This window comes from Vibrio sp. B172a (assembly GCF_030248355.1).
Taxonomy (GTDB): Bacteria; Pseudomonadota; Gammaproteobacteria; order Enterobacterales; family Vibrionaceae; genus Vibrio; species Vibrio owensii.
On sequence record NZ_JAHGAC010000026.1, the window covers coordinates 1 to 23,797 of the forward strand.

At 46.1% G+C, this 23,797-nt stretch carries 24 protein-coding genes; 3 read left to right on the top strand and 21 right to left on the bottom strand.

Annotated features, from left to right (window positions below; all coding sequences use genetic code 11):
• Positions 1-360: 360 nt before the first annotated feature.
• From KIT90_RS20670 to htpX, 9 genes are all read right to left on the bottom strand, one after another.
• A complete protein-coding gene (locus KIT90_RS20670; RefSeq protein WP_171370280.1) occupies positions 361-879 on the bottom strand; it encodes a DUF3833 domain-containing protein in 519 nt (172 codons plus the stop codon).
• A gap of 17 nt (positions 880-896) precedes the next feature.
• Entirely contained in the window at positions 897-1,490 is a 594-nt protein-coding gene (locus tag KIT90_RS20675) for a chalcone isomerase family protein (protein WP_171370155.1), read from the bottom strand.
• Positions 1,450-1,962, bottom strand: coding sequence for a DUF2878 domain-containing protein (locus KIT90_RS20680; RefSeq protein WP_199454360.1), 513 nt, complete (start codon positions 1,960-1,962; stop codon positions 1,450-1,452). Before KIT90_RS20680 ends, KIT90_RS20675 begins: the two co-directional genes overlap by 41 nt.
• Positions 1,963-1,968: 6 nt before the next feature.
• A complete protein-coding gene (locus KIT90_RS20685) occupies positions 1,969-3,225 on the bottom strand; it encodes a cyclopropane-fatty-acyl-phospholipid synthase family protein (RefSeq protein WP_005437202.1) in 1,257 nt (418 codons plus the stop codon).
• Complete coding sequence (locus tag KIT90_RS20690) at positions 3,219-4,037, bottom strand: DUF1365 domain-containing protein (RefSeq protein ID WP_285378464.1); 819 nt, start codon at positions 4,035-4,037, stop codon at positions 3,219-3,221. Before KIT90_RS20690 ends, KIT90_RS20685 begins: the two co-directional genes overlap by 7 nt.
• A 1-nt stretch (position 4,038) precedes the next feature.
• Positions 4,039-5,349, bottom strand: coding sequence for an NAD(P)/FAD-dependent oxidoreductase (locus tag KIT90_RS20695; RefSeq protein ID WP_285378466.1), 1,311 nt, complete (start codon positions 5,347-5,349; stop codon positions 4,039-4,041).
• Between the two features lie 12 nt (positions 5,350-5,361).
• Positions 5,362-6,087, bottom strand: coding sequence for an SDR family oxidoreductase (locus tag KIT90_RS20700; RefSeq protein WP_285378468.1), 726 nt, complete (start codon positions 6,085-6,087; stop codon positions 5,362-5,364).
• Positions 6,084-6,503 (bottom strand): nuclear transport factor 2 family protein, encoded by a 420-nt coding sequence (locus tag KIT90_RS20705; RefSeq protein ID WP_005437198.1) that lies wholly within the window; start codon positions 6,501-6,503, stop codon positions 6,084-6,086. The genes KIT90_RS20700 and KIT90_RS20705 overlap by 4 nt, the downstream gene beginning before the upstream one ends.
• A gap of 212 nt (positions 6,504-6,715) precedes the next feature.
• Positions 6,716-7,585 carry a protease HtpX gene (gene htpX, locus KIT90_RS20710; RefSeq protein ID WP_009705745.1) on the bottom strand — a complete coding sequence of 290 codons (870 nt, stop codon included), beginning with the start codon at positions 7,583-7,585 and terminating at the stop codon, positions 6,716-6,718.
• Positions 7,586-7,923: 338 nt separating this feature from the next.
• Between htpX and KIT90_RS20715 the strand changes: the two genes are divergently transcribed.
• Positions 7,924-8,091, top strand: coding sequence for a hypothetical protein (locus KIT90_RS20715; protein WP_005450789.1), 168 nt, complete (start codon positions 7,924-7,926; stop codon positions 8,089-8,091).
• Positions 8,092-8,184: 93 nt separating this feature from the next.
• Here the strand turns inward: KIT90_RS20715 and bioD are convergent, their stop codons facing one another.
• From bioD to bioB, 4 genes are read right to left on the bottom strand one after another with little or no spacing between them, the layout of a single operon-like run.
• The gene (gene bioD / locus KIT90_RS20720; protein WP_009698190.1) at positions 8,185-8,868 is read right to left on the bottom strand and encodes a dethiobiotin synthase; all 684 of its coding nucleotides are present in this window, start codon (positions 8,866-8,868) and stop codon (positions 8,185-8,187) included.
• A complete protein-coding gene (bioC, locus tag KIT90_RS20725; RefSeq protein ID WP_039841673.1) occupies positions 8,865-9,671 on the bottom strand; it encodes a malonyl-ACP O-methyltransferase BioC in 807 nt (268 codons plus the stop codon). The genes bioD and bioC overlap by 4 nt, the downstream gene beginning before the upstream one ends.
• Complete coding sequence (gene bioF, locus KIT90_RS20730; protein ID WP_285378471.1) at positions 9,671-10,822, bottom strand: 8-amino-7-oxononanoate synthase; 1,152 nt, start codon at positions 10,820-10,822, stop codon at positions 9,671-9,673. Before bioF ends, bioC begins: the two co-directional genes overlap by 1 nt.
• The gene (gene bioB, locus KIT90_RS20735; RefSeq protein WP_285378473.1) at positions 10,809-11,861 is read right to left on the bottom strand and encodes a biotin synthase BioB; all 1,053 of its coding nucleotides are present in this window, start codon (positions 11,859-11,861) and stop codon (positions 10,809-10,811) included. Before bioB ends, bioF begins: the two co-directional genes overlap by 14 nt.
• Positions 11,862-11,991: 130 nt before the next feature.
• Between bioB and bioA the strand changes: the two genes are divergently transcribed.
• A complete protein-coding gene (gene bioA / locus KIT90_RS20740; protein WP_285378474.1) occupies positions 11,992-13,272 on the top strand; it encodes an adenosylmethionine--8-amino-7-oxononanoate transaminase in 1,281 nt (426 codons plus the stop codon).
• Between the two features lie 69 nt (positions 13,273-13,341).
• On the opposite strand, the gene KIT90_RS20745 is transcribed toward bioA, so the two are convergent.
• From KIT90_RS20745 to lrp, 8 genes are all read right to left on the bottom strand, one after another.
• Positions 13,342-13,608, bottom strand: a complete 267-nt coding sequence (locus tag KIT90_RS20745; protein WP_005437185.1) for a DksA/TraR family C4-type zinc finger protein — start codon at positions 13,606-13,608, stop codon at positions 13,342-13,344.
• Between the two features lie 137 nt (positions 13,609-13,745).
• Positions 13,746-14,186, bottom strand: coding sequence for a hypothetical protein (locus KIT90_RS20750; protein ID WP_285378475.1), 441 nt, complete (start codon positions 14,184-14,186; stop codon positions 13,746-13,748).
• On the bottom strand, positions 14,180-14,752 hold the full coding sequence (locus KIT90_RS20755) for an ATPase (RefSeq protein WP_285378476.1): 573 nt from the start codon (positions 14,750-14,752) through the stop codon (positions 14,180-14,182). Before KIT90_RS20755 ends, KIT90_RS20750 begins: the two co-directional genes overlap by 7 nt.
• Before the next feature lie 365 nt (positions 14,753-15,117).
• A complete protein-coding gene (gene serS / locus KIT90_RS20760; RefSeq protein ID WP_005437179.1) occupies positions 15,118-16,425 on the bottom strand; it encodes a serine--tRNA ligase in 1,308 nt (435 codons plus the stop codon).
• A gap of 91 nt (positions 16,426-16,516) precedes the next feature.
• The gene (locus KIT90_RS20765; protein ID WP_020196990.1) at positions 16,517-17,872 is read right to left on the bottom strand and encodes a replication-associated recombination protein A; all 1,356 of its coding nucleotides are present in this window, start codon (positions 17,870-17,872) and stop codon (positions 16,517-16,519) included.
• Positions 17,873-18,499, bottom strand: a complete 627-nt coding sequence (gene lolA / locus KIT90_RS20770; RefSeq protein ID WP_009705737.1) for an outer membrane lipoprotein chaperone LolA — start codon at positions 18,497-18,499, stop codon at positions 17,873-17,875.
• A gap of 61 nt (positions 18,500-18,560) precedes the next feature.
• Complete coding sequence (locus KIT90_RS20775; RefSeq protein ID WP_285378477.1) at positions 18,561-21,869, bottom strand: DNA translocase FtsK 4TM domain-containing protein; 3,309 nt, start codon at positions 21,867-21,869, stop codon at positions 18,561-18,563.
• Between the two features lie 152 nt (positions 21,870-22,021).
• Positions 22,022-22,516 carry a leucine-responsive transcriptional regulator Lrp gene (lrp, locus tag KIT90_RS20780; protein ID WP_005437169.1) on the bottom strand — a complete coding sequence of 165 codons (495 nt, stop codon included), beginning with the start codon at positions 22,514-22,516 and terminating at the stop codon, positions 22,022-22,024.
• Positions 22,517-22,672: 156 nt separating this feature from the next.
• On the opposite strand from lrp, the gene ald reads away from it, so the two are divergent.
• The gene (ald, locus tag KIT90_RS20785; protein WP_005437167.1) at positions 22,673-23,797 is read left to right on the top strand and encodes an alanine dehydrogenase; all 1,125 of its coding nucleotides are present in this window, start codon (positions 22,673-22,675) and stop codon (positions 23,795-23,797) included.

Genomic DNA, 23,797 nt, shown 5'->3' on the forward strand with positions numbered 1-23,797 from the left:
GGAGCTTCCTGAGCACGAGAAAGCACGTCTGAAAGAGATGACGCCAGCGAACTACATCGGTCAAGCAATCGAGCTGACTGATAAGCTGTAAGAGAATCGAGAATCGAGAATCGAGAATCGAGAATCGAGAATCGAGAATCGAGAATCGAGAATCGGATAATAGTGAGGGTTGATGTGAAAGCGTCAACCCTTTCTTTTTATGAGAACGGGCTTCGCCCTAAGGAACACTAAGATTCGGGATAAAAGATAAGGTGGCAATTGCTATCAACACTTTCTAAACTCAACTTCCCTTCGTTAAACCTTCAACGCCCCACTCACGATTCCTAAAGCGATGCGCTCCCAAATCTCGATTCTTTATTTCTATTGCCTCTGGAAGAAAAGAGTAATCGTCCCTACTTCAACGCCAAACTTCTTAATCTTGGTGAGATTAAATACGTGCATTTCATCTTGGCGGTAAAGCCAGTCATCGAACGATACCGTGATAGTTGAATCATCCATCTTTAACTCGAAGTCGTATTGCCATTGCAGCGCATTACCCATCTCTTTGCCCGTGGCGACTCCAATAATGTCGTCCGCTTTGCCTTGATAGGTACCGTCTTCGAGTTTAGTAATGACCCATATACGCTGGTCTAGCTCGCCATCATCAAATACAAAGTCTTCCACAAGCGTCAGTTCATTGCCTTCAACCGTGCCAACGATATCGACTTCAAATCGACGAGTTTGTTTCTCGGTATAGTCCTGCACCATTCCCCATGCCTTGACGTCACCTTCGAAATAGCCAAACAGGTCAAAGGCTGGCGATGACGCTTGGTAATTATCAATGTCAGCAGAGCACGCGCTGAGCAACGTTACCGCCGCAATCAAGGGCGCTTTGAGCATTCGTTTTAGTAATTTCACTACCTTACCTGCCCTATCAGTTGTTTACGAAGTTTGGGAAATTCTGTTTGTGGCGACAGCCAAATAGAAAGGAATGCATCATTTAGGCGCTCATCCTTAACGTAGCCAACGGTTTGGTAAGGCTTGCTGCCTGCTTGGCGGTAAATAAGCTGACCGTTTTTACCATCGGTGAGGTAAGTAAGCTCGTCGCCTTTCTTGATGTCCGGGAACATCGTGTTCAATTCGGAAATCCACTGCTGACGATAGGCCTGAGTAAATCCCAGTTTCTGCCATTGTTCATCAGTAACATCCAAGAGCTGTTCCTTGCTTATATCGCGCTGGTAGTTAATCTCCAACGCAAAAGGATGTGGTGACACGTCACCAGACACTTGATATTGCCCATCGGGCGTTTTTAAACGAGACTTGTAAATGTCAAAAATAAACCACGTGAGCTGAGCTTCACCCACCGTCTGCCATTGTTGCCAACTGCTCGTGTCTGTTGTGATACTAGAACCCGCGACATTCTGAGCTTGCAAAGGCACCGCACAGAACAAGGAGGCGACCATTACACTGCTAATCAGCTTCCGTTTCCAATTTCTCTTCAAGCTTTTCATTTCCGTACACCTTGAGTATCAACAGCATCATTGCGCACCATTCGACGAATAAGATCATGAGAGTAGTGCCAACGCTAAATCCAAATTCAACGGCTTGGAGTTTATAGCCAGCAAAGTAGCTCGCTGTTCCTCCGAGTCCGCCTACTATTGATACGTAGATTTTTGGGAAACGGTACAAAATTGACTTAAGTTGATAGGCATACCAAGAAAACAAAACCCACAAGCATAATAACCAGATAGGCAGCCATGGGGTTGGAAAGACAAAAACAAAGAGTTGTTGATTGAGCGTATCAAGCACGAGCCCGATCGTGACGATCACACCAATACTTTTGAGCGAAGATGCGTCGGTTTTTAGACAATATAGTAGGGTTGCCAAAGTAAGGAATAACGTCACCCATTGCCATTGATAGGTTCCAAGCACTGCAGCAAACCAGCAGAGTTGGAACCATGTCGAAGCAAGAAATACCTTCATAACGAACTACGGGCGTTGAAACGTCATGTGAACGGCACTGATCGTGCGAGCCAAAAAGCCACCTTCACAGTAGCTCAAATAGTAGCGCCACATACGCACAAAGCGGTCGTCGTAGCCAAATGAGCGCACTTCACTCTCTGCTCGATTAAAACGTAGGTGCCATTCGTTCAGCGTCTTGGCGTAGTCCAAACCAATATCGAACAAGTCTCGCGTCACTAAGTCGCTGTACTTTGTTGTTGCTTGAGTGAGTGAGGTTACAGAAGGTAAAAAGCCACCAGGGAAAATGTACTTCTGGATGAAGTCGACATTGTTGCTGTAATAGTCATAACGCTGGTCGGCAATCGTAATCGCTTGAATCGCCATCAAACCACCAGACTTCAACAAAGACTCACAAACCTTAATGTACGAAGGTAGGAATTGTTTGCCCACGGCTTCAATCATTTCAATAGAAACAAGCTTGTCATACGTACCGGTTAGGTTGCGGTAATCTTCTTTGAGTAGAGTAATTTTGTCTTCTAAGCCACGCTCTTTGATCTTCTGCTCCGCGTACGCGTGCTGCTCTTCAGATATCGTTGTGGTGGTGACCTGACAACCGTATTGTTCGGCCATATAAATCGCCATAGCGCCCCACCCAGTGCCAATTTCAACAACATGATCAGTGGGCTTCAGCTCAAGTTGCTGACATAGACGATCCATTTTGTTGATTTGAGCCTGCTCTAGAGAGTCATCCGCATGATTGTAAAGCGCTGACGAGTACAGCATATTGGTATCAAGGAACGCTTCATAAAGGTTGTTACCCAAATCGTAATGGGCATGGATGTTTTTACGCGAGTTCTCTTCAGAGTTTCTGTTGGACCAATGACTGAACTTGTACAGCAGCTTAGTAAGCCAGCTGCCCTGCTCTTCCAGTTTGTCAAGCGCGCGCAAGTTAAGCGCCATCAGCTTCATTAGAGCCGTCAAATCTGGACTGTCCCACCAGCCGTCCATGTAAGCTTCGCCTGCGGCAATACTGCCACCTTGCAACAGACGCGAGTAAAATCCAGGATGCTTCACTTCAATGGTCGCCGCCACAGGTTCGCCATTGTAGTCTCCGTTTGGAGTTGAAAAGCGCTCACTGCGTTCCGTCGTCTCGGTCTTGAAGCTTTCAATCACCGTCAGACACCCAATTTCCATTTTTTGCAGACACTGGAAAAGAACTCCACGAGCCGCTTTTTGAGTCGTCGTTAATTCACGCGGCATTGCCATAGAAGTCGTATTTAACATGCAGAGTTCTCCTTGTGCTTATTATTCTTTTCTTCTTTACTCACTTGCTCAGGTTCTGTCGTTTCAGGTTGAACGTATTTAGGGTGTGAGTAAAACGGCGCGCCTTTAAGCCATAGTTTGAGAGCGTGCCAATAGATACCAACCATTACTTTTACCGTTTGAATTGGCGTAACGATCAAGCATTTCAATAAGGTTTTGCTTGAAAGCGGTTTGGCTTTCATTGCCATCGTGGCATCGAAGTGTTTTTCCCCTTTGTGACATTCAAGATGAATATTCAACTTGTCTGTCAGAGGCTTAACTTTCCAACGATAGAGTTGGTCAACCGGATTAAATGGTGAAACGTGGAACGCTTTGTCTTGCTCCCAACCAAATTCCTTGTCTTCTTTGTCTGCCGATACGGCGTAATAATGTCGTTCATTCCAAGGGGTATTACTCACCTCAGCTAGGAGGTATTTCCATTCACCTTCCTCGTTATAAACGTAGTAGAAATTAACTGGACTGAAATACAGCCCTAAATACCTCAGGTGACAAACTGCGACGACTTTGCCAGTACAGCGAACACCGGTCAGTTCTTCAACTTTGTTCTGCACTGCCGACTTAACGCTACCTTCACCGATGTAATCACTGCGCTTGAAGCGTGCCCAATGCCACCACCGCGAACCAAAGCCCCATACTTTTTTCTCTAAAGCATCAAGCTCATCTACATCGATGGCAGGCATAAACAATGAGTAGTTCAACTCATGATTCACGGGCGTGAATCGACGGTGGCGAACGTTTCCTATAAACAGTCGGCTGTTCATCTGGCTATCCATATCACGCCGCGCCTTTTTCAAAAGGAACCACATTTTGTTCGCGATACTTTTCTTCTAGCCCTTTAACTACGTCAATCGCGCTACGCACACCATCTTCATGGAAACCGTTGTACCAATAAGCACCGCAGAACCATGTGCTCTGTTTACCTTGAACTTCGTCTTTACGCTGCTGCGCTGCAATCGACTCCGTAGTAAACACAGGATGATGATAAGTGAATGAGCGCAGAATCTTGTTTGGGTTGATTTGATTGGTGCTGTTCAAGGTTACGCAAAATGTATGTTCTGATTGAACGTGCTGAAGGATGTTCATATTGTAAGTAAGCGAAGGAAGACGTTGCAGCTCATCCTCACTGCCTTCCAATAGGTAGTTCCAAGATGCCCACGCCGCCTTGCGTTTTGGCAATAGACCGGTATCGGTATGAAGAACAACCTCATTAGCTTGATACGTCATATCCCCCAATATTTCCTGCTCGATTGGGCTGATATCCTCTAGCATTCGCATTGCTTGATCGCTGTGACAAGCGAAGATCACGTCATCAAACCAATGTGTTTCTCCGCGAACTTGAACGCTAACACGCTTTTCGTTGCGAATTACTTTTTCGACAGGGCTGTTTAGACGAATATTCTCGGCAAAACCTTTGGTCAATGGTGGAATGTAAGAACGTGAACCACCTTTAACCACATACCATTGTGGTCGGTTGGTCACATCCAACAAACCGTGGTTGAGGAAGAAGCGCAAGAAGAACATGAGTGGGAATGCGCGCATATCCGCTAAAGTCGAAGACCAAATCGCAGCGCCCATTGGCAGAATATAATTGTCAGAAAAGAATGCACTGAATTTGTGCTCATCAAGAAAAGCGCCAAGCGTTTGAGATTGCGTTGATGGATCGTTAGCAAAGCGCTTTGCAAGTTTATTAAAACGCAAGATCTCGAAAATAAAGCGATAGAACTTAGGGTTTGCCCAGTTACGTTTTTGAGCAAACAATGTCGACACGGTATGGCCGTTGTATTCTAGTCCGTTCCCATCGTTTCTGACACTGAAGCTCATTTGAGTCGGCAGACCTTCAACGCCAATCTCGTTCATCATTTTGATAAAGTTTGGGTACGTACGATCGTTATAAACGATAAACCCAGTGTCGATTGCATACTCTTTGCCATTGAGGCTGACATCAACGGTTGCAGTGTGGCCGCCAATGTAATCATTCGCTTCAAACAGCGTTACGTCATGTTCTTTATGCAAGTAATAGCCACAAGTAAGGCCAGAGATACCCGTTCCAACGATGGCGATTTTCTTTCTTCCTGCCGTGTTCATGCTTCTTCCTTCTTATGATACGAGTTTTGCGGTTAGCCGAGCTTGCCAGCTGTATGGAAGCAACGAGATAAACCGTAAAATTCCGGTAAATCTCGCTGGGAAATAAATATGGCTTTTGTTGGCATCCAATTGTTTTCGGATGGCAGCCGAGGCCTGATTGGCCGTAACAATCATCGGCATATCAAATGTGTTCTTATCTGTGAGTGGCGTTTCAACAAAGCCAGGAAACACCGTCACGACTTTGATGCCTTTCTTTTTCAGGTCGACGGCTAGTGTGCGGGCAAAATAGCTGACTGCCGCTTTGGACGCGCCATAGGCTTCTGCACGAGGTAATGCCACCTCTGATGCGATAGAACCGACAATAACGACGCGATGCCCACGTTCAAACTGTCCCTGACACGCTTCAATACAATTCGCCACACCTACAACGTTAACGTTCATGACACGCGCCATGAGTTTCGCATCAACTATGCCGTCATCCATATATTCACAGTCGCCAGCGTTAAAGATCCAAGTTTCAGGAGTGAACGGCAGTTGTGAGAGCGCTTGAATCGTTTCATCGTACTGAGTCACATCGAAACGTGATGTCGAGATGTTAGTCGACGCTGCCTCTAGCTCAGCCAACACCGCTGCATTCCGGCCGCATGCAATCACTTTCCAACCTTCACTGGCGTAATCCAAAGCGAGCTGCTTACCAATGCCAGACGTCGCGCCAGTGATAAGAACTGAACCGCTCATTGTCCTAGCCTCTGCTTAATGGTTCTAACGACAGAGCCAAGTAGAGGAAGGTTTTCGTACAGCATCTCTCCTAAATCGAAATAGTCTCGATGGTAGATAACCTGACCTTCACTGAACTTGAGATGAGAAACACCATTGACTGAAATCGGCGCGCCTTTCTGTAGTTTTGGGTGCTGTAAATCCATGGTCCAAGTAAGAAACCCTGTCTCGCCCACCTGTTGATGATCGTGAATAATGAAGTCACAACGGATGACGTTGGTGTAGAGCGATTGAAAATAATCGGAAAGCGCAGGCCAGCCCTCTAGACGATGAGCAGCATCTTCAAAAACCACATCCTGGTGGTAAACCCCTTCAAGCAAGTGCAAATTCGCTTTGCTCAGCTTTTGATATATGTTGCCAACTGAATGAATGTCCATTTCTATGCTCCTATACTACTTCAACAGTTGTACAAAATTATTACATGTACAAGATAGACCAATCATGAAAAGTTGTACAAAAATATTTTTGTATAACTTTGTTTCTGTAGAGTGATACGTGATGGAGTGCGGTAGCGATCAATAGATACAAAAAAAGGCTTGGTCAAAAAACCAAGCCTTTTCAGGAGATTAACTATTTATTTGCTGAATGATTAGTACTGTTGGCTACGTAGTGCCGCAATACGCTTATCTAGCGGTGGGTGGCTCATTAGAAGCTCAGTCATTGAACGCTTACCGTTGATACCAAACGCCATCATAGTGCCATCCAGTTGAGATTCGTGGCTCATCTTCAAACGCTCAAGCGCCGCGATCATCTTCTCTTTACCCACAAGATGCGCTGCGCCTGCGTCAGCGTGGAATTCGCGATGACGGCTGTACCACATAGTCAGGAAGCTAGCTAGGAAACCAAATACCAGTTCAAGCACCATAGACACACCGAAGTAAACCATCATGTTTGTACCTTGGCCTTCCTCATCGTCATTCGAAGCAACAATGTTAGCAATGAAACGAGATAGGAAGATAACAAAGGTATTCACGACACCTTGCATTAGCGTCATGGTCACCATATCACCGTTAGCGATGTGGCTAACCTCATGCGCAAGTACCGCTTCCGCTTCATCACGAGTCATGTTGTGCAAAAGACCGGTAGATACTGCAACTAGCGAATCATCACGCTTAGCACCGGTTGCAAATGCGTTGATGTCTGCCGCATCATAAATAGCGACGGTTGGCATACCGATGCCCGCTTGTTGAGCTTGGCGACCAACTGTTTCTAGAAGCCAATGTTCAGTTTCGTTACGTGGGCTCTCAATCACCATGCCGCCTACCGAGCGTAGTGCCATGCTCTTAGACATCATTAGCGAGATGAATGCGCCACCAAAACCAAACACTGCTGCCATCAGTAGTAGACCAGACAGGCTGCCTGGCTGCATTCCAGTTACAGCGTAAACAATATTCAGAACAACACTAAGCACTAGCACGACTGCTAGGTTAGTTGCTAGGAATAACATAATTCGCTTCATTACTTTTCTCCGAGGAAGCTTATCGTTTTTATAAAAACGGTTGTTATATGAAACAGAACTCTACGAGGCGATTTCGCTAGATTCAAGCTCTGTTGCGTTATAGATATAGTCTATCCGCGTTAAAAACAAGGTTAAGCAATAAATTGCAACATTTGTTTTCGAGACTGAAATAATACACACCTTTTTACACTCTTAAATCAGCACTTTAGACCGAGTATAGACTTTGGTCTTATTGTGCGACTATCTGTACGTGCTAGATTCGGGTTAGATGAACGAAACGGGGTTAGCTTTTAGGACAATTAAGCAGCTCCAAACTTCCATGTCTTGAGGGAAAAATCATGGTAGAAACTAACGACTATCAAATGGCTATCGATTTACTTTGTTGTCACCTAGGTATCTCAGAGGATGAGGCAAAACAACAGCTAGGTATTTCAACAGATGCTCAAATGTCAAAGCGAGTTGCAGAAACACAACAAGCGTTGATGGGGCTTAGCCAAGAGAAATAAACTAAGCGTCGAATCTTACGATTAGGCACAAAGGTTTACATGAGAAAAGGGCTGCATGATGCAGCCCTTTTTGTATTTTTGTTTGTCGGTTAATTATACGTTTAGCAACGGTTCGACGTTGATGTATTTACCCAACTCTTTGCGCTTCGCACTTGGAATGTATGGGATCTCACCGAGTTTCGGCGCGTCTAGACGCTCTTCCAACATATCGATGATTTCTGCATAGTGCTCCGTGCCTGGGTTAACGCGGTTTGCCACCCAACCTACGAGATTCAGACCATCCGCTTTGATGATCTCAGCAGTGAGCAATGCATGGCTCAAACAGCCCAGTTTAATACCGACAACCAGTACAACTGGCAACTGTTCTTGTTGCACCCAAGTCGACAAACTGTCTGTGTCAGACACAGGCACACGCCAACCACCAGCACCTTCCACTAGAACAATGTCTGATTGCTCTTTGTGTTGAGCTAATTTTTCACTCAATACTTCGTATTTAATTTCTACATGTTCATGCTTTGCGGCGATGTGAGGAGAAGCAGGCAATTCCAAAGCGTATGGGTTTACATCGTCGTACGCGATATCCAGCGTTGCCGCTTTTTGCAGATGCAATGCATCCGAGTTGCGCCAACCTTCTGCCGTCTTATCGCTTCCTGCTGCCACTGGTTTGTAACCAATGGTGTTAAGCCCTTTCGCACCGAGTGCTTGCAAAATAGCTTTAGACGCTACCGTTTTTCCTACATCAGTATCCGTACCAGCAATAAAAAATGCATCAATCATTTAACTATGACTCCAAAACAAACCTGATAACTTGCAGGTAGAAGACCTTGATCGTTTCTAAATGCTTGGTACGCGCGCTCAACTTGCAATAAAGTGCGACGGCTCGTCAGGCCATGTGAGCGCCCGCTTACGTGATTTGCACCAATGCCTTTGAGATCACGCATGACAGAAAACGCTGAATCGTACCAAACTGTGATGGGGGTCAAGTCTAGATGATGGTTGTGGCACCAAGATTGCGCTAACGCAATTTTTACCTGATTGTGGGTAATAAAGTTATTCACGTGTTGATATGTATCAATTTTTGACCAAGCCTCACGTAACTCATAAAGCGAACCATCAACCAGCGTAGAGAAACACGCCTTTCCACCGGTTTTTAGTACACGCCGCGCTTCTCTCAATGGGTAGCTTAAATCTGTACACCATTGCAGCGCTAAGCTTGAAAACACGTAATCGAAGCTCTCATCGTCAAATGGTAAGTTTTCAGCATCAGCAATTTGGTAATGCATTCGCACTGCACCACAACGCAACTCAGCTTTATCTAACATGGCTTGAGATATATCGCCACAGACGACCTCCGCACCACGTTGTTGGAGCAGTTGGGAGAAGTAACCCGTGCCACACCCTAAATCTAATATACGTTTTCCCGTCAAATTTTCAGGAAGTTTATCAAGCAAGCGATGTCCAACATCACGCTGAAAGGCCGCGTGTTTGTCGTACGTTTCTGCTGCTTTACCAAAAGAAGAGGCGATCGCTTCTTTGTCTTGGTAAAAGCTCTCCAATGTCATATTTTCTGCATTATCCATTACAGCGCTCCTAATGCTTGCTTCAATGCCATTGAAAGCGTTTTAACTTGTTCGTTGGTGTGATTGGCAGTGAGTGTGATTCGAAGGCGAGACGTCCCTTTAGGCACCGTCGGAGGTCGAATAGCGGTAACCCAAATACCGTTTTGGCGACAAGCACCTGCCACTCGCAAAGCCAAATCAGATTCACCAATCACAAACGGCTTAATCGAAGTCTGAGTCTCAACAAAGCCCTCCAGATCGCTGAGGCAGTCTCGATACACTTCACTAAGCTCTGAAAGCTTTTCACGTCGCCAAGACTGCTCTTGAACCATAGAAACCGCATGCGTTAGCGCATAGGCTTGTGCCGGAGGCATCGCTGTGGAATACACATGGTGACGAGCAAACTGAGTCAAAAAGTCTCCCGTTGCGTGGTCACATAAAATAGCCGCGCCAGACATACCAAACGCTTTGCCGAAAGTAACGATCAGTATCTCGGGTTTAACCGTTGCCAACTCGCAAGAACCACCACCGGATTGACCTAGAACGCCAATACCATGAGCATCATCGACAGCAAACCAAGCATCATGACTGCGAGTGACTTTAGCTATATCACTAAGCGGCGCACGATCACCGTCCATGCTGAACACCCCTTCCGTCACAACTAGATGGTTGTCTTCGCTATTAATCAGCGACTTTAGGTGCTCGATGTCATTGTGTTTGAAGCGCTTCATCTTAGCTGGTGACAACGCCCCCGCTTCCATCAACGAAGCATGATTCAAACGGTCTTGGATCAATACGTCTGACTTTTCTAACAAGGTGAACAACAAGGCTTGATTAGCACTGAATCCAGAACCAAACAGAATTGCTCTGTCGTAACCCAGCCATTCGGTCAGTGCGGCTTCTAAATTACTGTGTGCTGCGCTAAAGCCAGTGACCATTGGCGATGCTCCACTGCCACTGCCGTATACGCTTAAACCTTGCTGCCAAGCTCGAACAAGCGCTTGGTCATTGGCCAATCCCAAATAATCATTACTTGAGAAATTAATGTAGCGTCTACCTTCGTGTTCCAAAACGGACTGGTTACCGGCAAACACCACATTCATAGAACGATTCAACCCTTGCGTTTTACGCTCAGCAAGGGCGGACTCGATACGAGATTTAAACGCTGGCATCGTAGAAAAGGTCGTCTTTTGTTGGACGAGCAGCAACACGCTCTACGACGCGATCCAGCAACTCGTCTTCTTCGATTTCATCAGGTTTTTGAGACACCTCTTGGCTGTTAATGCCGAGCTTGTTGAACAGCATCATGTCTTTGTCTTCAGAAGGGTTTGGCGTGGTCAGAAGTTTGCAGCCGTAGAAGACGGAGTTTGCACCCGCCATAAAACACAGCGCTTGCATTTGTTCGTTCATGTTTTCACGGCCAGCGGATAAACGAACGGCTGATTGAGGCATCATGATTCGTGCAATCGCAATCAGGCGAATGAAATCGAATGGCTCAACATCATCGACTTCTTCCAATGGTGTGCCCTTCACCTTCACGAGCATGTTGATTGGAACGCTTTCAGGATGTACCGGTAAGTTAGCCAATTCAACCAACAAACCAGCTCGGTCGTTAGCACTTTCACCCATGCCGATGATGCCACCGGAACAGATCTTCATGCCAGCGTCACGTACGTGAGACAAAGTATCTAAACGGTCTTGGTAAGTACGTGTGGTAATGATGTTGCCGTAAAATTCAGGTGAGGTATCGAGGTTGTGGTTGTAGTAATCCAGACCTGCGGTTGCCAATTGCTTTGCTTGATCTGGCGTCAGCATGCCTAATGTCATACACGTTTCTAAACCCATGCCCTTCACGCCTTTGATCATGTCAGTCAAATGCGGCATGTCACGCTCTTTCGGGTTTTTCCATGCTGCGCCCATACAGAATCGAGTAGAACCAGCATTTTTGGCTTTTTGCGCAGCATCGAGTACGCGTTCAACTTCCATCAGACGCTCTTTTTCGATGTCTGTGGTGTAACGAGCACTCTGAGGACAGTACTTACAATCTTCTGGACAAGCACCTGTCTTAATCGACAGAAGCGTGCTTACTTGAACATGGTTGGTTTGTTGATATTGACGATGTACAAGCTGCGCTTCGAATAGGAGATCCATGAATGGTTTTTCCATGAGATCGCGCACTTCAGCATGCGTCCAGTTATGACGAACTTCCACGTGTATTCCTTTAGTCACTTTTGTTGTTGTGTTGACAGTCTACTGAGTCTCGATAAACTGTCAACACAACACAAAAGAACAAAGTTTACACCTGTTTATTTTTTAATCTAAATTATTATTGGAATCGCACATGGATCTCGCCTTCGACCGCCAGCATATCTGGCATCCTTACACTTCGACATTGACACCTCTGACCTGCTACCCAGTGGCATCGGCAAATGGTGTTCACATTAAACTGGAAGATGATACTGAGCTTGTCGATGGCATGTCTTCTTGGTGGTCGACGATCCACGGCTACAACCATCCGCACTTAAATCAAGCCGCGCACAAGCAAATCCATCAGGTCTCTCACGTGATGTTTGGCGGGATTACCCACCAGCCAGCAATCAGTTTGTGTAAAAAGTTGCTATCCCTAGCCCCAAGTAATCTTGAACATGTATTCCTTGCCGATTCAGGCTCCGTTGCCGTGGAAGTCAGCTTAAAAATGGCACTGCAATATTGGCATGCAAAAGACGAACGCCGACCGAAGTTTCTTACTTTGCGACACGGTTATCACGGCGATACGTTTGCAGCCATGTCGGTTACCGATCCTGATAACTCAATGCACTCTCTCTACAAAGGCTTTTTGCCTGAGCATATCTTTGCGGAGTCACCAACCTGTGGTTATTGGGATGAATGGAAGCCAGAAGACCTTACCGACTTCGAGCACAAGATTGAGACTCACCATAAAGAACTTGCTGCGGTGATCCTAGAGCCTATCGTTCAAGGCGCAGGCGGCATGCGTATCTACCATCCAGAATTTCTCAAAGGCGTGCGTGAGCTTTGCGACAAATACGGCTTGTTATTGATTGCAGATGAGATCGCTACCGGTTTTGGACGTACCGGCAAATTGTTTGCCTGCGAACATGCAGATATTCAACCAGACATTCTGTGTGTTGGGAAAGCACTCACTGGAGGCTACATGACCCTCTCTGCGACCCTCGCGAGCAAACACGTAGCAGACACCGTTTGTGGCGGTGATGCAGGTTGTTTTATGCACGGTCCAACCTTTATGGGGAATCCACTCGCTTGTGCTGTAGCTACTGCAAGTTTGGAATTGATCGAACAAGGTGATTGGAAGCAACAAACCCAACAAATTGAAACGCTGTTTTCTGAGTTACTACCAAAACTTGAAGAATACGACTTGGTGAAAAACACCCGTTGGTTGGGTGCTATTGGCGTAGTGGAGACGCATCGCCCTGTGAATATGGAAACCATCCAAGCCTTGTTTGTTGAACACGGAGTGTGGATTCGTCCATTTGGCAAACTGATTTATATGATGCCGCCATTCATCAGCAAGCCGGAAGATATTGAGAAGCTAGTTAATGCGATTGATGCAGCGTTGCAACGTAAAGACTGCTTCGCTTCATAATCCAATTCAATACAAAAACGGTTTGAGTATGAGACTCAAACCGTCTCGTTATTTATTAGAGCAGTAAAGCTATCGAAGTTGACTGTCTTTACTCGCTCGTCGATTGAACAATGCTTGGCGTTGAGATACCAATTCGATTGTTGACTGACATTCGATACACAAACGAACGCCTTTCATTGCAAGACGACGCGCTTCTGGGATCTCATCACCACACTCATCGCAGTAATGGGCGCTCTCACCCTTTGTGATACTTCCACGAACACGGGAAATCTCGTCGTCTATTGTGTTTTGAATTTGTTGGCTGACGCTATCGTCGTTTGCCCACCCTACGGCCATAAGCCCTCCTCGTTACTTGAATGAGAAAATCTACTTACCGTGGTAAGGTGGATGATTATATCGATTACAAATAACAAGGTAATTAGGGTAAATTCGAAAACACTATTACGTTTTGGTAATAATCAATCTGTAATCGATTATTCGGCACTCTCATGGAAAAGCAATGCAAGGTTACTCATACTCCCTTCCTCGCATTCAAAATACTGTGTTTGCTCAAGCTCTCTCAAAGTAACACTAAGTATCTTCTCTGCCTCACCAAACTCCTCGCTAAAGTACTCACTGACTAATATGACGCGCTCACTAATACTAAATTCCAGTGACTTCTCATCTACCAACGCTCGATGGTAATGTTTGATACGATAATCTTGAGATTTAATGCGCAGTAAAACTTGGCTTTGATTCACAGCGGACTTATTAAAGATGAGCCCACCTTTACCTTGCTCTATCGAAATACTAAAGTTCGTAGTTTGGTTTACTGAACATTCAAAGACTTTTCTGGGCGAGGTGCTAGCAACGGCAAACGTGCTCATCATAGCAACACTTAAACCCCAAGTGACCACCAATCGTTTCATTACCATTTAGCCAACACTGTAAATAGCGCTTGTTCAGACATACGGGTTAATACATATCCGTGTGAAGATGAATATGAGCCACTGAGTACACTATTCTCTTTCTCAATGACGATATCCTCGATGCCGTCAGCGTTGTAATCACCTTTTGCTACAATCGTAATGACTTGAAAGCCATCGGTCGCGTCAAAGTACTCTGCTCTCACTTCACTGGAGACATGAGTTCTTTGGATATGGTCTGCTTCATCCCACGTTAATAGTGTCTTTGCTTTCTCAGCACTTTCGTTAGAAATAACAAAAGCAAGCGCACTTGGAGTCAAACTAGGAAAGCTATCATCTAACTTAAATTTCGATATATATGAGCGCTTAGAGGCGGTTAACTTTGCCATCTCACTCCATGTTTGGCACTGAGTTAAATACGCCTTATACGCGCCGTATTCATAAGCTTTAGCCGCAGTAAAGCCCGCAGAGTTTGCAATCGCTAAGTCTTTGCAATTAGACACCGATTCCGTCTCACCAGACGCACTTGCCAACTCAAGCCCGTACCCCCAGTCTAGTGAATTACGCAGCTCCATATTTTCTTTGGAAGGTTGCGCTAATTCGCGCGCAAAAAAGCGATCGGTTCGCTCACTATCTAAGTATTGAGGCCGAATAAGTTCACTTGCGATAACACTCTCACTAACGAGTAAGGTAAGCGCAAAAGTGACGAGAAATGAAAGATGATTTACTGGCATAACGTTTAACAACAAGGGCAGATGAAGCCATTAGCTTGTCACGTGAAATACCGCTTAGAAAAATATCATTTATCTCGTACTGCCAGATTCTGGGCGAGCTCGTCACTAATGCGTGTGCTAATTACATAACAACGTATTTTCGCTCGACGCAGATAACAAAAAACCCAGCACTAAGGCTGGGTTTTGGTGTTCTAGTGGTTAACGAATTAACCGATGTGCGTTGCGCCCGCCATGTACTTCTGAAGTACTGTAGGGATTGCAATGCGGCCGTCTGCTTCTTGGTTGTTTTCTAGGATAGCAACCATTGTACGACCTACAGCTAGACCAGAACCGTTTAGCGTGTGTACAAGCTCAGGTTTCTTCTCGCCTTTACGACGGAAACGCGCTTGCATACGACGAGCTTGGAAGTCCCACATGTTAGAACATGAAGAGATCTCACGGTAAGTTTCTTGAGCAGGAACCCAAACTTCTAGGTCGTAAGTCTTACGAGCGCCGAAGCCCATGTCACCTGTACATAGAACCACTTTACGGTAAGGAAGCTCTAGAAGTTGTAGAACTTTCTCAGCATGACCTGTTAGCTCTTCTAGTGCGTTCATTGAATCTTCAGGCTTAGTGATTTGTACTAGCTCAACTTTGTCGAACTGGTGCATACGAATCAGACCACGAGTATCACGACCGTAAGAACCTGCTTCTGAACGGAAACATGGCGTGTGAGCCGTCATCTTAATTGGTAGATCCGCTTCGTCAGAAATCGTGTCACGAACTAGGTTCGTTACAGGCACTTCTGCAGTAGGGATTAGAGACAGTTTACGCGGCTCTTCGTCGTTTACTTTTTCTACTAGCGGCTCAGTGTGGAAAAGGTCTTTACCGAACTTAGGAAGCTGACCAGTACCGAATAGGCTGTCAGAGTTTACTAGGTAAGGTACGTACATTTCTGTGTAGCCGTGCTCTTCAGTGTGAAGATCCAGCATGAACTGAGCGATTGCACGGTGTAGGCGAGCGAATTGGCCTTTCATCACGATGAAACGTGCGCCAGTGATCTTAACTGCACTTGCGAAGTCTAGACCGTCACCCATTTCGCCTAGGTCAACGTGATCTTTCAGTTCGAAGTCGTAAGACTTTGGCTCACCCCAACGAGAGATTTCAACGTTGTCGTTTTCATCTTTGCCATCTGGCACTTCATCTGCTGGGATGTTTGGTACAGAAAGCGTGAATTCGTCTAGTTGAGCCATTACTTGCTCAAGTTCAACTTTCTTCGCATCAAGATCGCTACCTAGAGTACCGATTTGTTTCTTGATCTCTTCTGCACCTTCTTTGTCGCCAGCCGCCATTTTTTGGCCGATTTGCTTGGAGATGGAGTTACGCGTGGATTGTAAATTTTCTACTTCTACTTGAATGGACTTACGTTGTTCTTCAAGTTTACGAATAGTATCTACGTCTAGCTTAAAGCCACGACGCGCCAGTTTAGCAGCTGTTTCATCCAGCTCTGTACGAAGTAATTTAGAATCCAGCATTGTTAATCCTATGCTTTTTGTTGTGAAATCACGCGCACTTTCCAAGCGTACGCGTTAAAAAAATTTACTGAACAAATGTATCCAAAAACGCCTACTTTTCATAGCGCTTTTGTGGGCTATTTGCGTCTAAAGTAGCCAAGTAATCTAACTTTTCGCCGATTTTGGTCTCTAGACCACGATTTGTCGGCTGATAGTACCTACGATCGCCCATTTCAGGTGGCAAATATTGTTCACCCGCAGCGTAAGCGCCAGGCTCATCGTGAGCATAACGATACTCTGCACCGTACCCCATATCTTTCATCAAACTGGTTGGTGCATTTCGAAGGTGATGCGGCACTTCATATTCAGGTAAGTTATGAGCGTCTGTGAGCGCTTGTTTCCATGCCACGTAAACAGCATTACTTTTCGGCGCACACGCTAAGTACACGATCGCCTGTGCAATCGCACGTTCACCTTCTGCTGGACCAACTCGGGTAAAGCAATCCCAAGCAGACAGTGCCACTTGCATTGCGCGAGGGTCAGCATTACCTACATCTTCAGAAGCGATCGCCAATAAGCGTCGAGCAATATACAAAGGGTCACAACCCGCGGCAATCATACGCGCAGACCAATACAGCGCAGCATCCGGGTTTGAGCCACGAATCGACTTGTGAACCGCAGAGATTAAGTCGTACCAGATGTCACCTTTGTTATCGAAACGAGAGACCTTCTCCCCTGCTACTTCCGCAAGCAACTTAAGCGTGATCTCTTTTTCACCCTGCGCATTGTCTTCTGCCATGTCGTAGAGCAGCTCAAGGTAATTGAGAGACATACGAGCATCACCGTTTACCAGTTCTGCTAAGCGGTCTAATACGTTATCAGCGAAGTGTGCAGGTGTATTACCCAGCCCACGCTCTTTATCGCTAATGGCTTGGTTCAACGCCAACGAGATTTCATCTTTGTCGAGAGACGTTAGCTTGTACACACGTGCACGTGACAGCAATGCGTTGTTTAGCTCAAACGATGGGTTTTCTGTCGTCGCTCCAATAAAGGTAACCGTGCCATCTTCAATATGCGGCAAAAACGCGTCTTGCTGAGATTTGTTAAAGCGATGCACCTCATCCACAAATAAGATGGTGCGGCGACCCGCCATTTTATTCTCACGTGCTTTCTCGATTGCTGCACGGATTTCTTTCACACCGGACGTCACGGCAGACACACGCTCAACTTCAGCATTGGCATAGTTTGCAGCCACTTCTGCTAATGTCGTTTTGCCTGTGCCTGGTGGTCCCCAAAGGATCATCGAGTGAATGTGACCCGCCTCTAGCGCACGGCGCAGTGGCTTACCGGGACCTAAAATGTGTTGCTGTCCGATGTACTGTTCGATCGTTTCCGGTCTCATACGAGCAGCAAGGGGACGAAAATCTTCGTCCCCCGAGAAATCTAATGTGTAATTACTCACTACCAATTAATTCCTTTGGTCATCCACTTCCACACCTTTTGGAATTGTGAATGTGAATCTGTCTGCTTTTGGTTTACCCAGCTTCACATTATTAAAGGTGAACAAACCTTTTTGACCGTCTTGTTCAACCACATTGAAGCCTTTCACCACACCTTTAGCATCAATATTAATCTGGAATTGACCTTGTGTGGAGTCTACTGCAGTAGGTATGAGGATGAACTCATCACCTTTTTGGGAAATCTTGTAGTTATCCCAATCACTTGCGCGATTACGCGTTAACAAAACAAATGGCGTTTGCTCTGTTGCTTGCTCTTGCCAGTAGATACTCACTTGCTCGATGAATGGGCTGTAGTACCACAATGTTTTACCGTCAGAAACCAGTAGGTTTTCATCTGGGAATGTCGTGCTCCAACGGAACAGGCTTGGACGAGCGATCTCAACCGTGCCTTCTCCTTCCATCACCGTTTCGCCTTCTGGGCTGATAACTTGCTGAGAGAAATCCGCACTGAAGCCATCATTCATAGAAAGGCGTTTGTTTAGTTCATCTTTGGGAGACGCGGCGTGTGCAGTAGAGAAGAGAGAAAAGCTTAAAACAAGCGCAGAGAAAAGTTTCGCTGAAAATAGTTTTTTCATTCAGATACCTATTGTTAGAACCACTCACCTCAGTTGGACTGAGGTGAGTAACACAAGTTCATTAATCTTTTGGTGGCGCAGGAGCCAGTACTTCGCGGTTACCATTGTGTCCCGGAGCACTTACGATGCCTTGCGCTTCAAGCTGCTCGACAATACGAGCCGCTCGGTTGTAACCAATCTTGAATCGACGTTGTACACCAGAAACCGAACCACGACGCGATTGCACTACGTGCTCTACGACTTGATCGAACAGTGGATCCACTTCTTCATCCGATTCCATCTGTTCACCCGGAAGCAGACTTTCTGGACCTTGATCACCGCTGATAATCTCATCGATGTAGTTTGGCTTACCACGTGCTTTCCAGTTGTTCACAACCGCGTGAACATCATCATCCGATGCAAACGCACCGTGAACACGGGTCGTATGGCTCGAGCCTGGTGGTAAGTAAAGCATGTCACCCATACCCAATAGCGATTCCGCACCGCCTTGGTCAAGGATAGTACGTGAGTCGGTCTTAGTTGATACGGTGAACGCCACACGTGTTGGGATGTTCGCTTTAATCAGACCGGTAATAACGTCTACCGATGGACGCTGTGTCGCAAGGATCAAGTGAATACCTGCCGCACGCGCTTTTTGCGCCAAGCGAGCAATCAGCTCTTCAACCTTCTTACCTACCACCATCATTAGGTCGGCAAATTCATCGACAACCACAACGATGTAAGGCAGTTTCTCTAGCAACGGCGGCTCAGTGTCCATGCTGTCGCCTTCTTGCCAGAATGGGTCGTGAATTGGGTGACCGGCATCTGCTGCCATCTTCAACTTCTCGTTAAAGCCTTTCACGTTACGTACGCCCAATGCAGACATCAGTTTGTAACGACGTTCCATCTCGCCCACACACCAACGTAGTGCGTTAGACGCGTCTTTCATGTCTGTTACTACTTCAGAAAGTAGATGAGGAATACCTTCGTAGATTGAAAGCTCCAACATTTTCGGGTCGATCATGATGAAACGCAGATCTTCTGGTGATGCTTTGTAAAGCATACTCAAGATCATCACGTTAACACCCACAGACTTACCAGAACCAGTTGTACCTGCTACCAGTACGTGAGGCATTTTCGCGATATCTGCAATCACCGCTTCACCCGCGATATCTTGACCAAGAACAACAGTCGTTGGTGACGTTGCTTGTTCAAACTGAGGGCTACTGATTACATCAGACAAGAATACTGTCTGGCGGCTCATGTTAGGCAGCTCTAGACCCACATAAGGTTTGCCCGGAATCACTTCTACAACACGTACCGCCATTGCAGACAACGCACGTGCCAAGTCCATAGACAAGCCAGAAATGCGGCTTACTTTCACGCCCGGCGCCAAATCAAGCTCGAATCGAGTGATAACAGGGCCTGGGTAAATGCCGACAACGTCTGCTTTGATCTTGTAATCAGCAAGCTTGGTTTCAACCAAACGAGCCACCTCTTCCAGAGCATCACGATCGATAAAGTTATCACGCTTCTCTGGGTGGTAAAGCAATTCTAGTGTTGGCAATGGCTCTTCTGGTACTGGCAAGTTTTGCTCTTGCTGTACCAAGAATGGGTTCTGCTGAGCAGCCACTTTCGCTTGAGCATTCGATACCAAGTTTTGGAATGCAGCCACATCTTGATCGCCATCTTGAACCTCTTCTACATCGACTTCTTGAGGTGCAGGTTCAAAGGTAGCAGAAGGCGCAGGCGTTACCGGTTGAGGTTGAACAGCAGCAGGTTGATGAACAGGTTGCTCTTGAACAGGCGATTGCTGAACTGGTTCTTGTGGCTGAATCGCTTGTTGCTGCGGCTCAGCATAAGCCGGTTGAGCTTGTTGAACTGGCTGCTGCGCCGGGTAATCGTCTTCGTCATCCAATACATCGAAGTTCGAAATCGTTGGTTCGATGTGTTGGCTTGGCTCTGTTTGTTCAGCAATGTTATCCAACGCAGAAGCGCTAATCACAGGTTCTTCGTGTGAAGGTTGCTCTGTGGTTGGCTGTTCGATTGGCGCGTGAACCGGCGCTGGTTCTTGTGCAACTTGGGCTTGTTGGGCCTGCTCTGCTTCAAACTGAGCATACTCATCGTAGCTTGGTGCGTTATCGAACGGTTCAGAGACAGTTGGTTCAGGTGTCACAAACGGTTCTTGTGGTACTTGTTGATGCTCGGCTTGCTGTGGAGCAAATTCCTGAGAAACAGATTGTGGAACTTCAGGCTGAGTTTGAACAGGAGCAACTTGCGCTTCTTGAACCTGTGGTTCTTCATCTGCCCAATCGTCAGCTTGTTGTGCAGCCGCTTCTAGCTCTTCAATCGTTACGTTCAATTGTTTAGTACGTTCAACGAATGGATCCACATTATCTGTGCTCACCGCACGCACTGGCTCAACAGTTTTAGCTTGATCTTCAACCTGAGACTGCATTTGAGTCTGCACAGGCGCGGCATTTACAACTGCAGGCTGCGGCGTTGGCTGAACATTAGCTTGCGCTGCTTGCTGCTGTCTCGGTTTATCTGCAGTCGATTGTTCTACCGCCGATTGTGGCATATAGATTGGGTATTCGTGTGTTGGTGTTTCTTGTTTCGGCTCTTCGACATCATAAGCAGTAAGATGAGGCATAGGCTCGTCTTCCATGTCATCTGAACCACGTTTGCTCATTACGCGGTCTTCAGCAAACTCGTCTAACTGCGGCTCTAGAGTTTCATGCTCAGTACCACGTGCTTTATTTGTTAACGCTGCCACAACGCCAAGTGCACGATCGCCCAACCACTCAACAATGTTAAGCCAAGAAATACCAGTAAATAGTGTGAAGCCAGCACCCCATAGGAAAAGAAGTACAAGCGTTGTGCCCAACACATTTAATGTAGGCAGAGACAAGCTCGTTAGTACGTCACCAACAACGCCACCAGACGAGAAATACCAAATGTCGTCAAAGTTGATATCAGCAAGACCACAACTGGTAAGAATAAGGATAACTAAACCAAGTAGACGAGTGCCCCACAGCATGAGGTCGATAGGGTCGTCTTCAGAACGCTTGCGACAAATCACCCATGCACCTGCAGTTAACAGGAAGGGTAATGGATACGCGAGGGAACCAAAGGTAAAGAATAACGTGTCGGCTAACCAAGCGCCGAACAGGCCACCAGCGTTATCGATCTCACCGCCCCAAGCAGTTTGGGACCAAGACGGATCGGCTGGACTAAATGTAAATAATGCAACGGCTAGCAATATCGAGCTAAGAACGCCAACGATAAAGCAGCACTCTTTTAAGCGTTGGAAGCCATTTAATCGTGAAGACTGAGGCTCTTCACTGGTTTTGATGATGGTTTCGACTTTCTTTGCGTTCTCTTTGAACATAAATCAACTTGAATATGGAAATGAATTAGGAATAAGCAAAACATTCCGAGCGGCACAAAGCCGCTCGGTAAATTGATTTAACCATATCAAAGAGAAAAACCCAATTACTCTATCGAGAAAGCGGAAGCATTTACCGCTTTCTTTGCAAGAATTTAACGAGTTTTAATCACAAGCTGGTTAGTTTGCTTCACTTCTTCCATAACTACGTAGGTGCGAGTGTCGTTCACGCCTGGAAGACGCAGTAACGTATCACCTAGTAGTCGACGGTAAGCACCCATGTCTGATACACGAGTCTTTAGAAGATAGTCGAAATCACCTGATACTAGATGACACTCTTGGATATCGTCTAGTTTTTGAACAGCCGCGTTGAACTGTTCGAATACATCAGGCGCACCACGGTTAAGGGTAATTTCTACGAATACCAACAGTGATGCATCTAGGAACTGCGGGTTTAATAACGCAGTGTACCCAGTGATATAACCTTGACGCTCTAAGCGACGCACACGCTCCAAACACGGCGTTGGAGAAAGTCCTACACGTTTTGAAAGTTCAACGTTCGAAATACGACCGTCTTTCTGCAGTTCATTAAGAATGTTGCGGTCGATACGGTCTAGTTCCTTGGACGGCTTCTTATAGTTGTCTGCCATTTTTTATTCCACCTTATTACTTCCTTGCAAAAAAATATACTACAACTTTTTAATATTTGGTGCCAAATATTACAAATCAACATCTATACTAGATATTAATTCGACAATAACACCCTACAAACAGTTAATACAACCATTTTAGAAAGAGGACACAGGATGATCATTGGCGTACCTAAGGAAATCAAAAACCACGAATACCGTGTGGGTATGATCCCAGCTAGCGTGAGAGAACTTATCTCACATGGTCACCAAGTTTTGGTTGAGACCAATGCAGGTGCCGGCATTGGTTTTTCAGACGATGATTACATCGCTGTAGGCGCATCCATTCTTCCTACTGCTACAGACGTTTTTGCGAAAGCAGATATGATTGTAAAAGTAAAAGAACCCCAAGCTGTCGAGAGAGCAATGCTCCGCGAAGGGCAGATTTTATTTACTTATTTACACCTAGCACCAGATTTTCCACAAACTGAAGAGCTAATCAAGAGCAAAGCTGTCTGTATAGCGTATGAGACTGTAACAGATAATATGGGTCGTTTGCCACTGTTAGCACCAATGTCAGAAGTGGCAGGTCGGATGTCTATTCAAGCAGGTGCGCAAACGTTGGAAAAATCACACGGCGGTCGCGGTCTATTACTAGGTGGCGTACCTGGTGTTGAGCCAGCGAAAGTTGTTGTAGTCGGCGGTGGTGTCGTTGGCGCGAACGCAGCTCGTATGGCTGTAGGTCTTCGTGCGGACGTAACAATCCTTGACCGTAACGTAGATACTCTGCGTAAACTAGACGAAGAATTCCAAGGTCGCGCTAAAGTGGTTTATTCTACTGAAGACGCTATCGAGAAGCATGTTCTAGAAGCAGACCTAGTGATCGGTGCGGTTCTAATCCCTGGTGCTGCAGCACCTAAATTGGTAACAAAAGAGCACATCGCTAAGATGAAGCCAGGCGCGGCGGTGGTTGACGTTGCTATCGACCAAGGTGGTTGTTTCGAAACTTCTCACGCGACAACGCACGCAGAGCCAACATACATCGTTGACGAAGTGGTTCACTACTGTGTTGCAAACATGCCTGGCGCTGTTGCTCGCACTTCAACATTTGCACTGAACAACGCAACGCTGCCATACATCGTGAAGCTTGCAAACAAAGGCTACCGTGAAGCACTTCTAGAAGACAATGGCTTCCTTGAAGGTCTAAACGTTATCCACGGCAAAGTGACTTGCAAAGAAGTTGCTGAGAGCTTTGACCTAGAATATGTTGAACCAGCGCAAGCAATCGCAATGTTCAACTAA

Bases quoted from the DNA above. Each gene is read 5' to 3' on its own strand.
- KIT90_RS20685 (WP_005437202.1), bottom strand. From the start codon at position 3,225: ATGTTAAATACGACTTCTATGGCAATGCCGCGTGAATTAACGACGACT.
- serS (WP_005437179.1), bottom strand. From the start codon at position 16,425: ATGCTGGATTCTAAATTACTTCGTACAGAGCTGGATGAAACAGCTGCT.
- lolA (WP_009705737.1), bottom strand. From the start codon at position 18,499: ATGAAAAAACTATTTTCAGCGAAACTTTTCTCTGCGCTTGTTTTAAGC.
- KIT90_RS20680 (WP_199454360.1), bottom strand. From the start codon at position 1,962: ATGAAGGTATTTCTTGCTTCGACATGGTTCCAACTCTGCTGGTTTGCT.
- htpX (WP_009705745.1), bottom strand. From the start codon at position 7,585: ATGAAGCGAATTATGTTATTCCTAGCAACTAACCTAGCAGTCGTGCTA.
- KIT90_RS20695 (WP_285378466.1), bottom strand. From the start codon at position 5,349: ATGAACACGGCAGGAAGAAAGAAAATCGCCATCGTTGGAACGGGTATC.
- KIT90_RS20745 (WP_005437185.1), bottom strand. From the start codon at position 13,608: ATGGCCGTAGGGTGGGCAAACGACGATAGCGTCAGCCAACAAATTCAA.
- KIT90_RS20670 (WP_171370280.1), bottom strand. From the start codon at position 879: ATGCTCAAAGCGCCCTTGATTGCGGCGGTAACGTTGCTCAGCGCGTGC.
- KIT90_RS20755 (WP_285378476.1), bottom strand. From the start codon at position 14,752: ATGGAGCTGCGTAATTCACTAGACTGGGGGTACGGGCTTGAGTTGGCA.
- bioF (WP_285378471.1), bottom strand. From the start codon at position 10,822: ATGCCAGCGTTTAAATCTCGTATCGAGTCCGCCCTTGCTGAGCGTAAA.
- bioC (WP_039841673.1), bottom strand. From the start codon at position 9,671: ATGGATAATGCAGAAAATATGACATTGGAGAGCTTTTACCAAGACAAA.
- KIT90_RS20690 (WP_285378464.1), bottom strand. From the start codon at position 4,037: ATGGATAGCCAGATGAACAGCCGACTGTTTATAGGAAACGTTCGCCAC.
- ald (WP_005437167.1), top strand. From the start codon at position 22,673: ATGATCATTGGCGTACCTAAGGAAATCAAAAACCACGAATACCGTGTG.
- KIT90_RS20750 (WP_285378475.1), bottom strand. From the start codon at position 14,186: ATGGTAATGAAACGATTGGTGGTCACTTGGGGTTTAAGTGTTGCTATG.
- bioA (WP_285378474.1), top strand. From the start codon at position 11,992: ATGGATCTCGCCTTCGACCGCCAGCATATCTGGCATCCTTACACTTCG.
- KIT90_RS20775 (WP_285378477.1), bottom strand. From the start codon at position 21,869: ATGTTCAAAGAGAACGCAAAGAAAGTCGAAACCATCATCAAAACCAGT.
- KIT90_RS20675 (WP_171370155.1), bottom strand. From the start codon at position 1,490: ATGAAAAGCTTGAAGAGAAATTGGAAACGGAAGCTGATTAGCAGTGTA.
- KIT90_RS20715 (WP_005450789.1), top strand. From the start codon at position 7,924: ATGGTAGAAACTAACGACTATCAAATGGCTATCGATTTACTTTGTTGT.
- KIT90_RS20705 (WP_005437198.1), bottom strand. From the start codon at position 6,503: ATGGACATTCATTCAGTTGGCAACATATATCAAAAGCTGAGCAAAGCG.
- KIT90_RS20700 (WP_285378468.1), bottom strand. From the start codon at position 6,087: ATGAGCGGTTCAGTTCTTATCACTGGCGCGACGTCTGGCATTGGTAAG.
- lrp (WP_005437169.1), bottom strand. From the start codon at position 22,516: ATGGCAGACAACTATAAGAAGCCGTCCAAGGAACTAGACCGTATCGAC.
- bioD (WP_009698190.1), bottom strand. From the start codon at position 8,868: ATGATTGATGCATTTTTTATTGCTGGTACGGATACTGATGTAGGAAAA.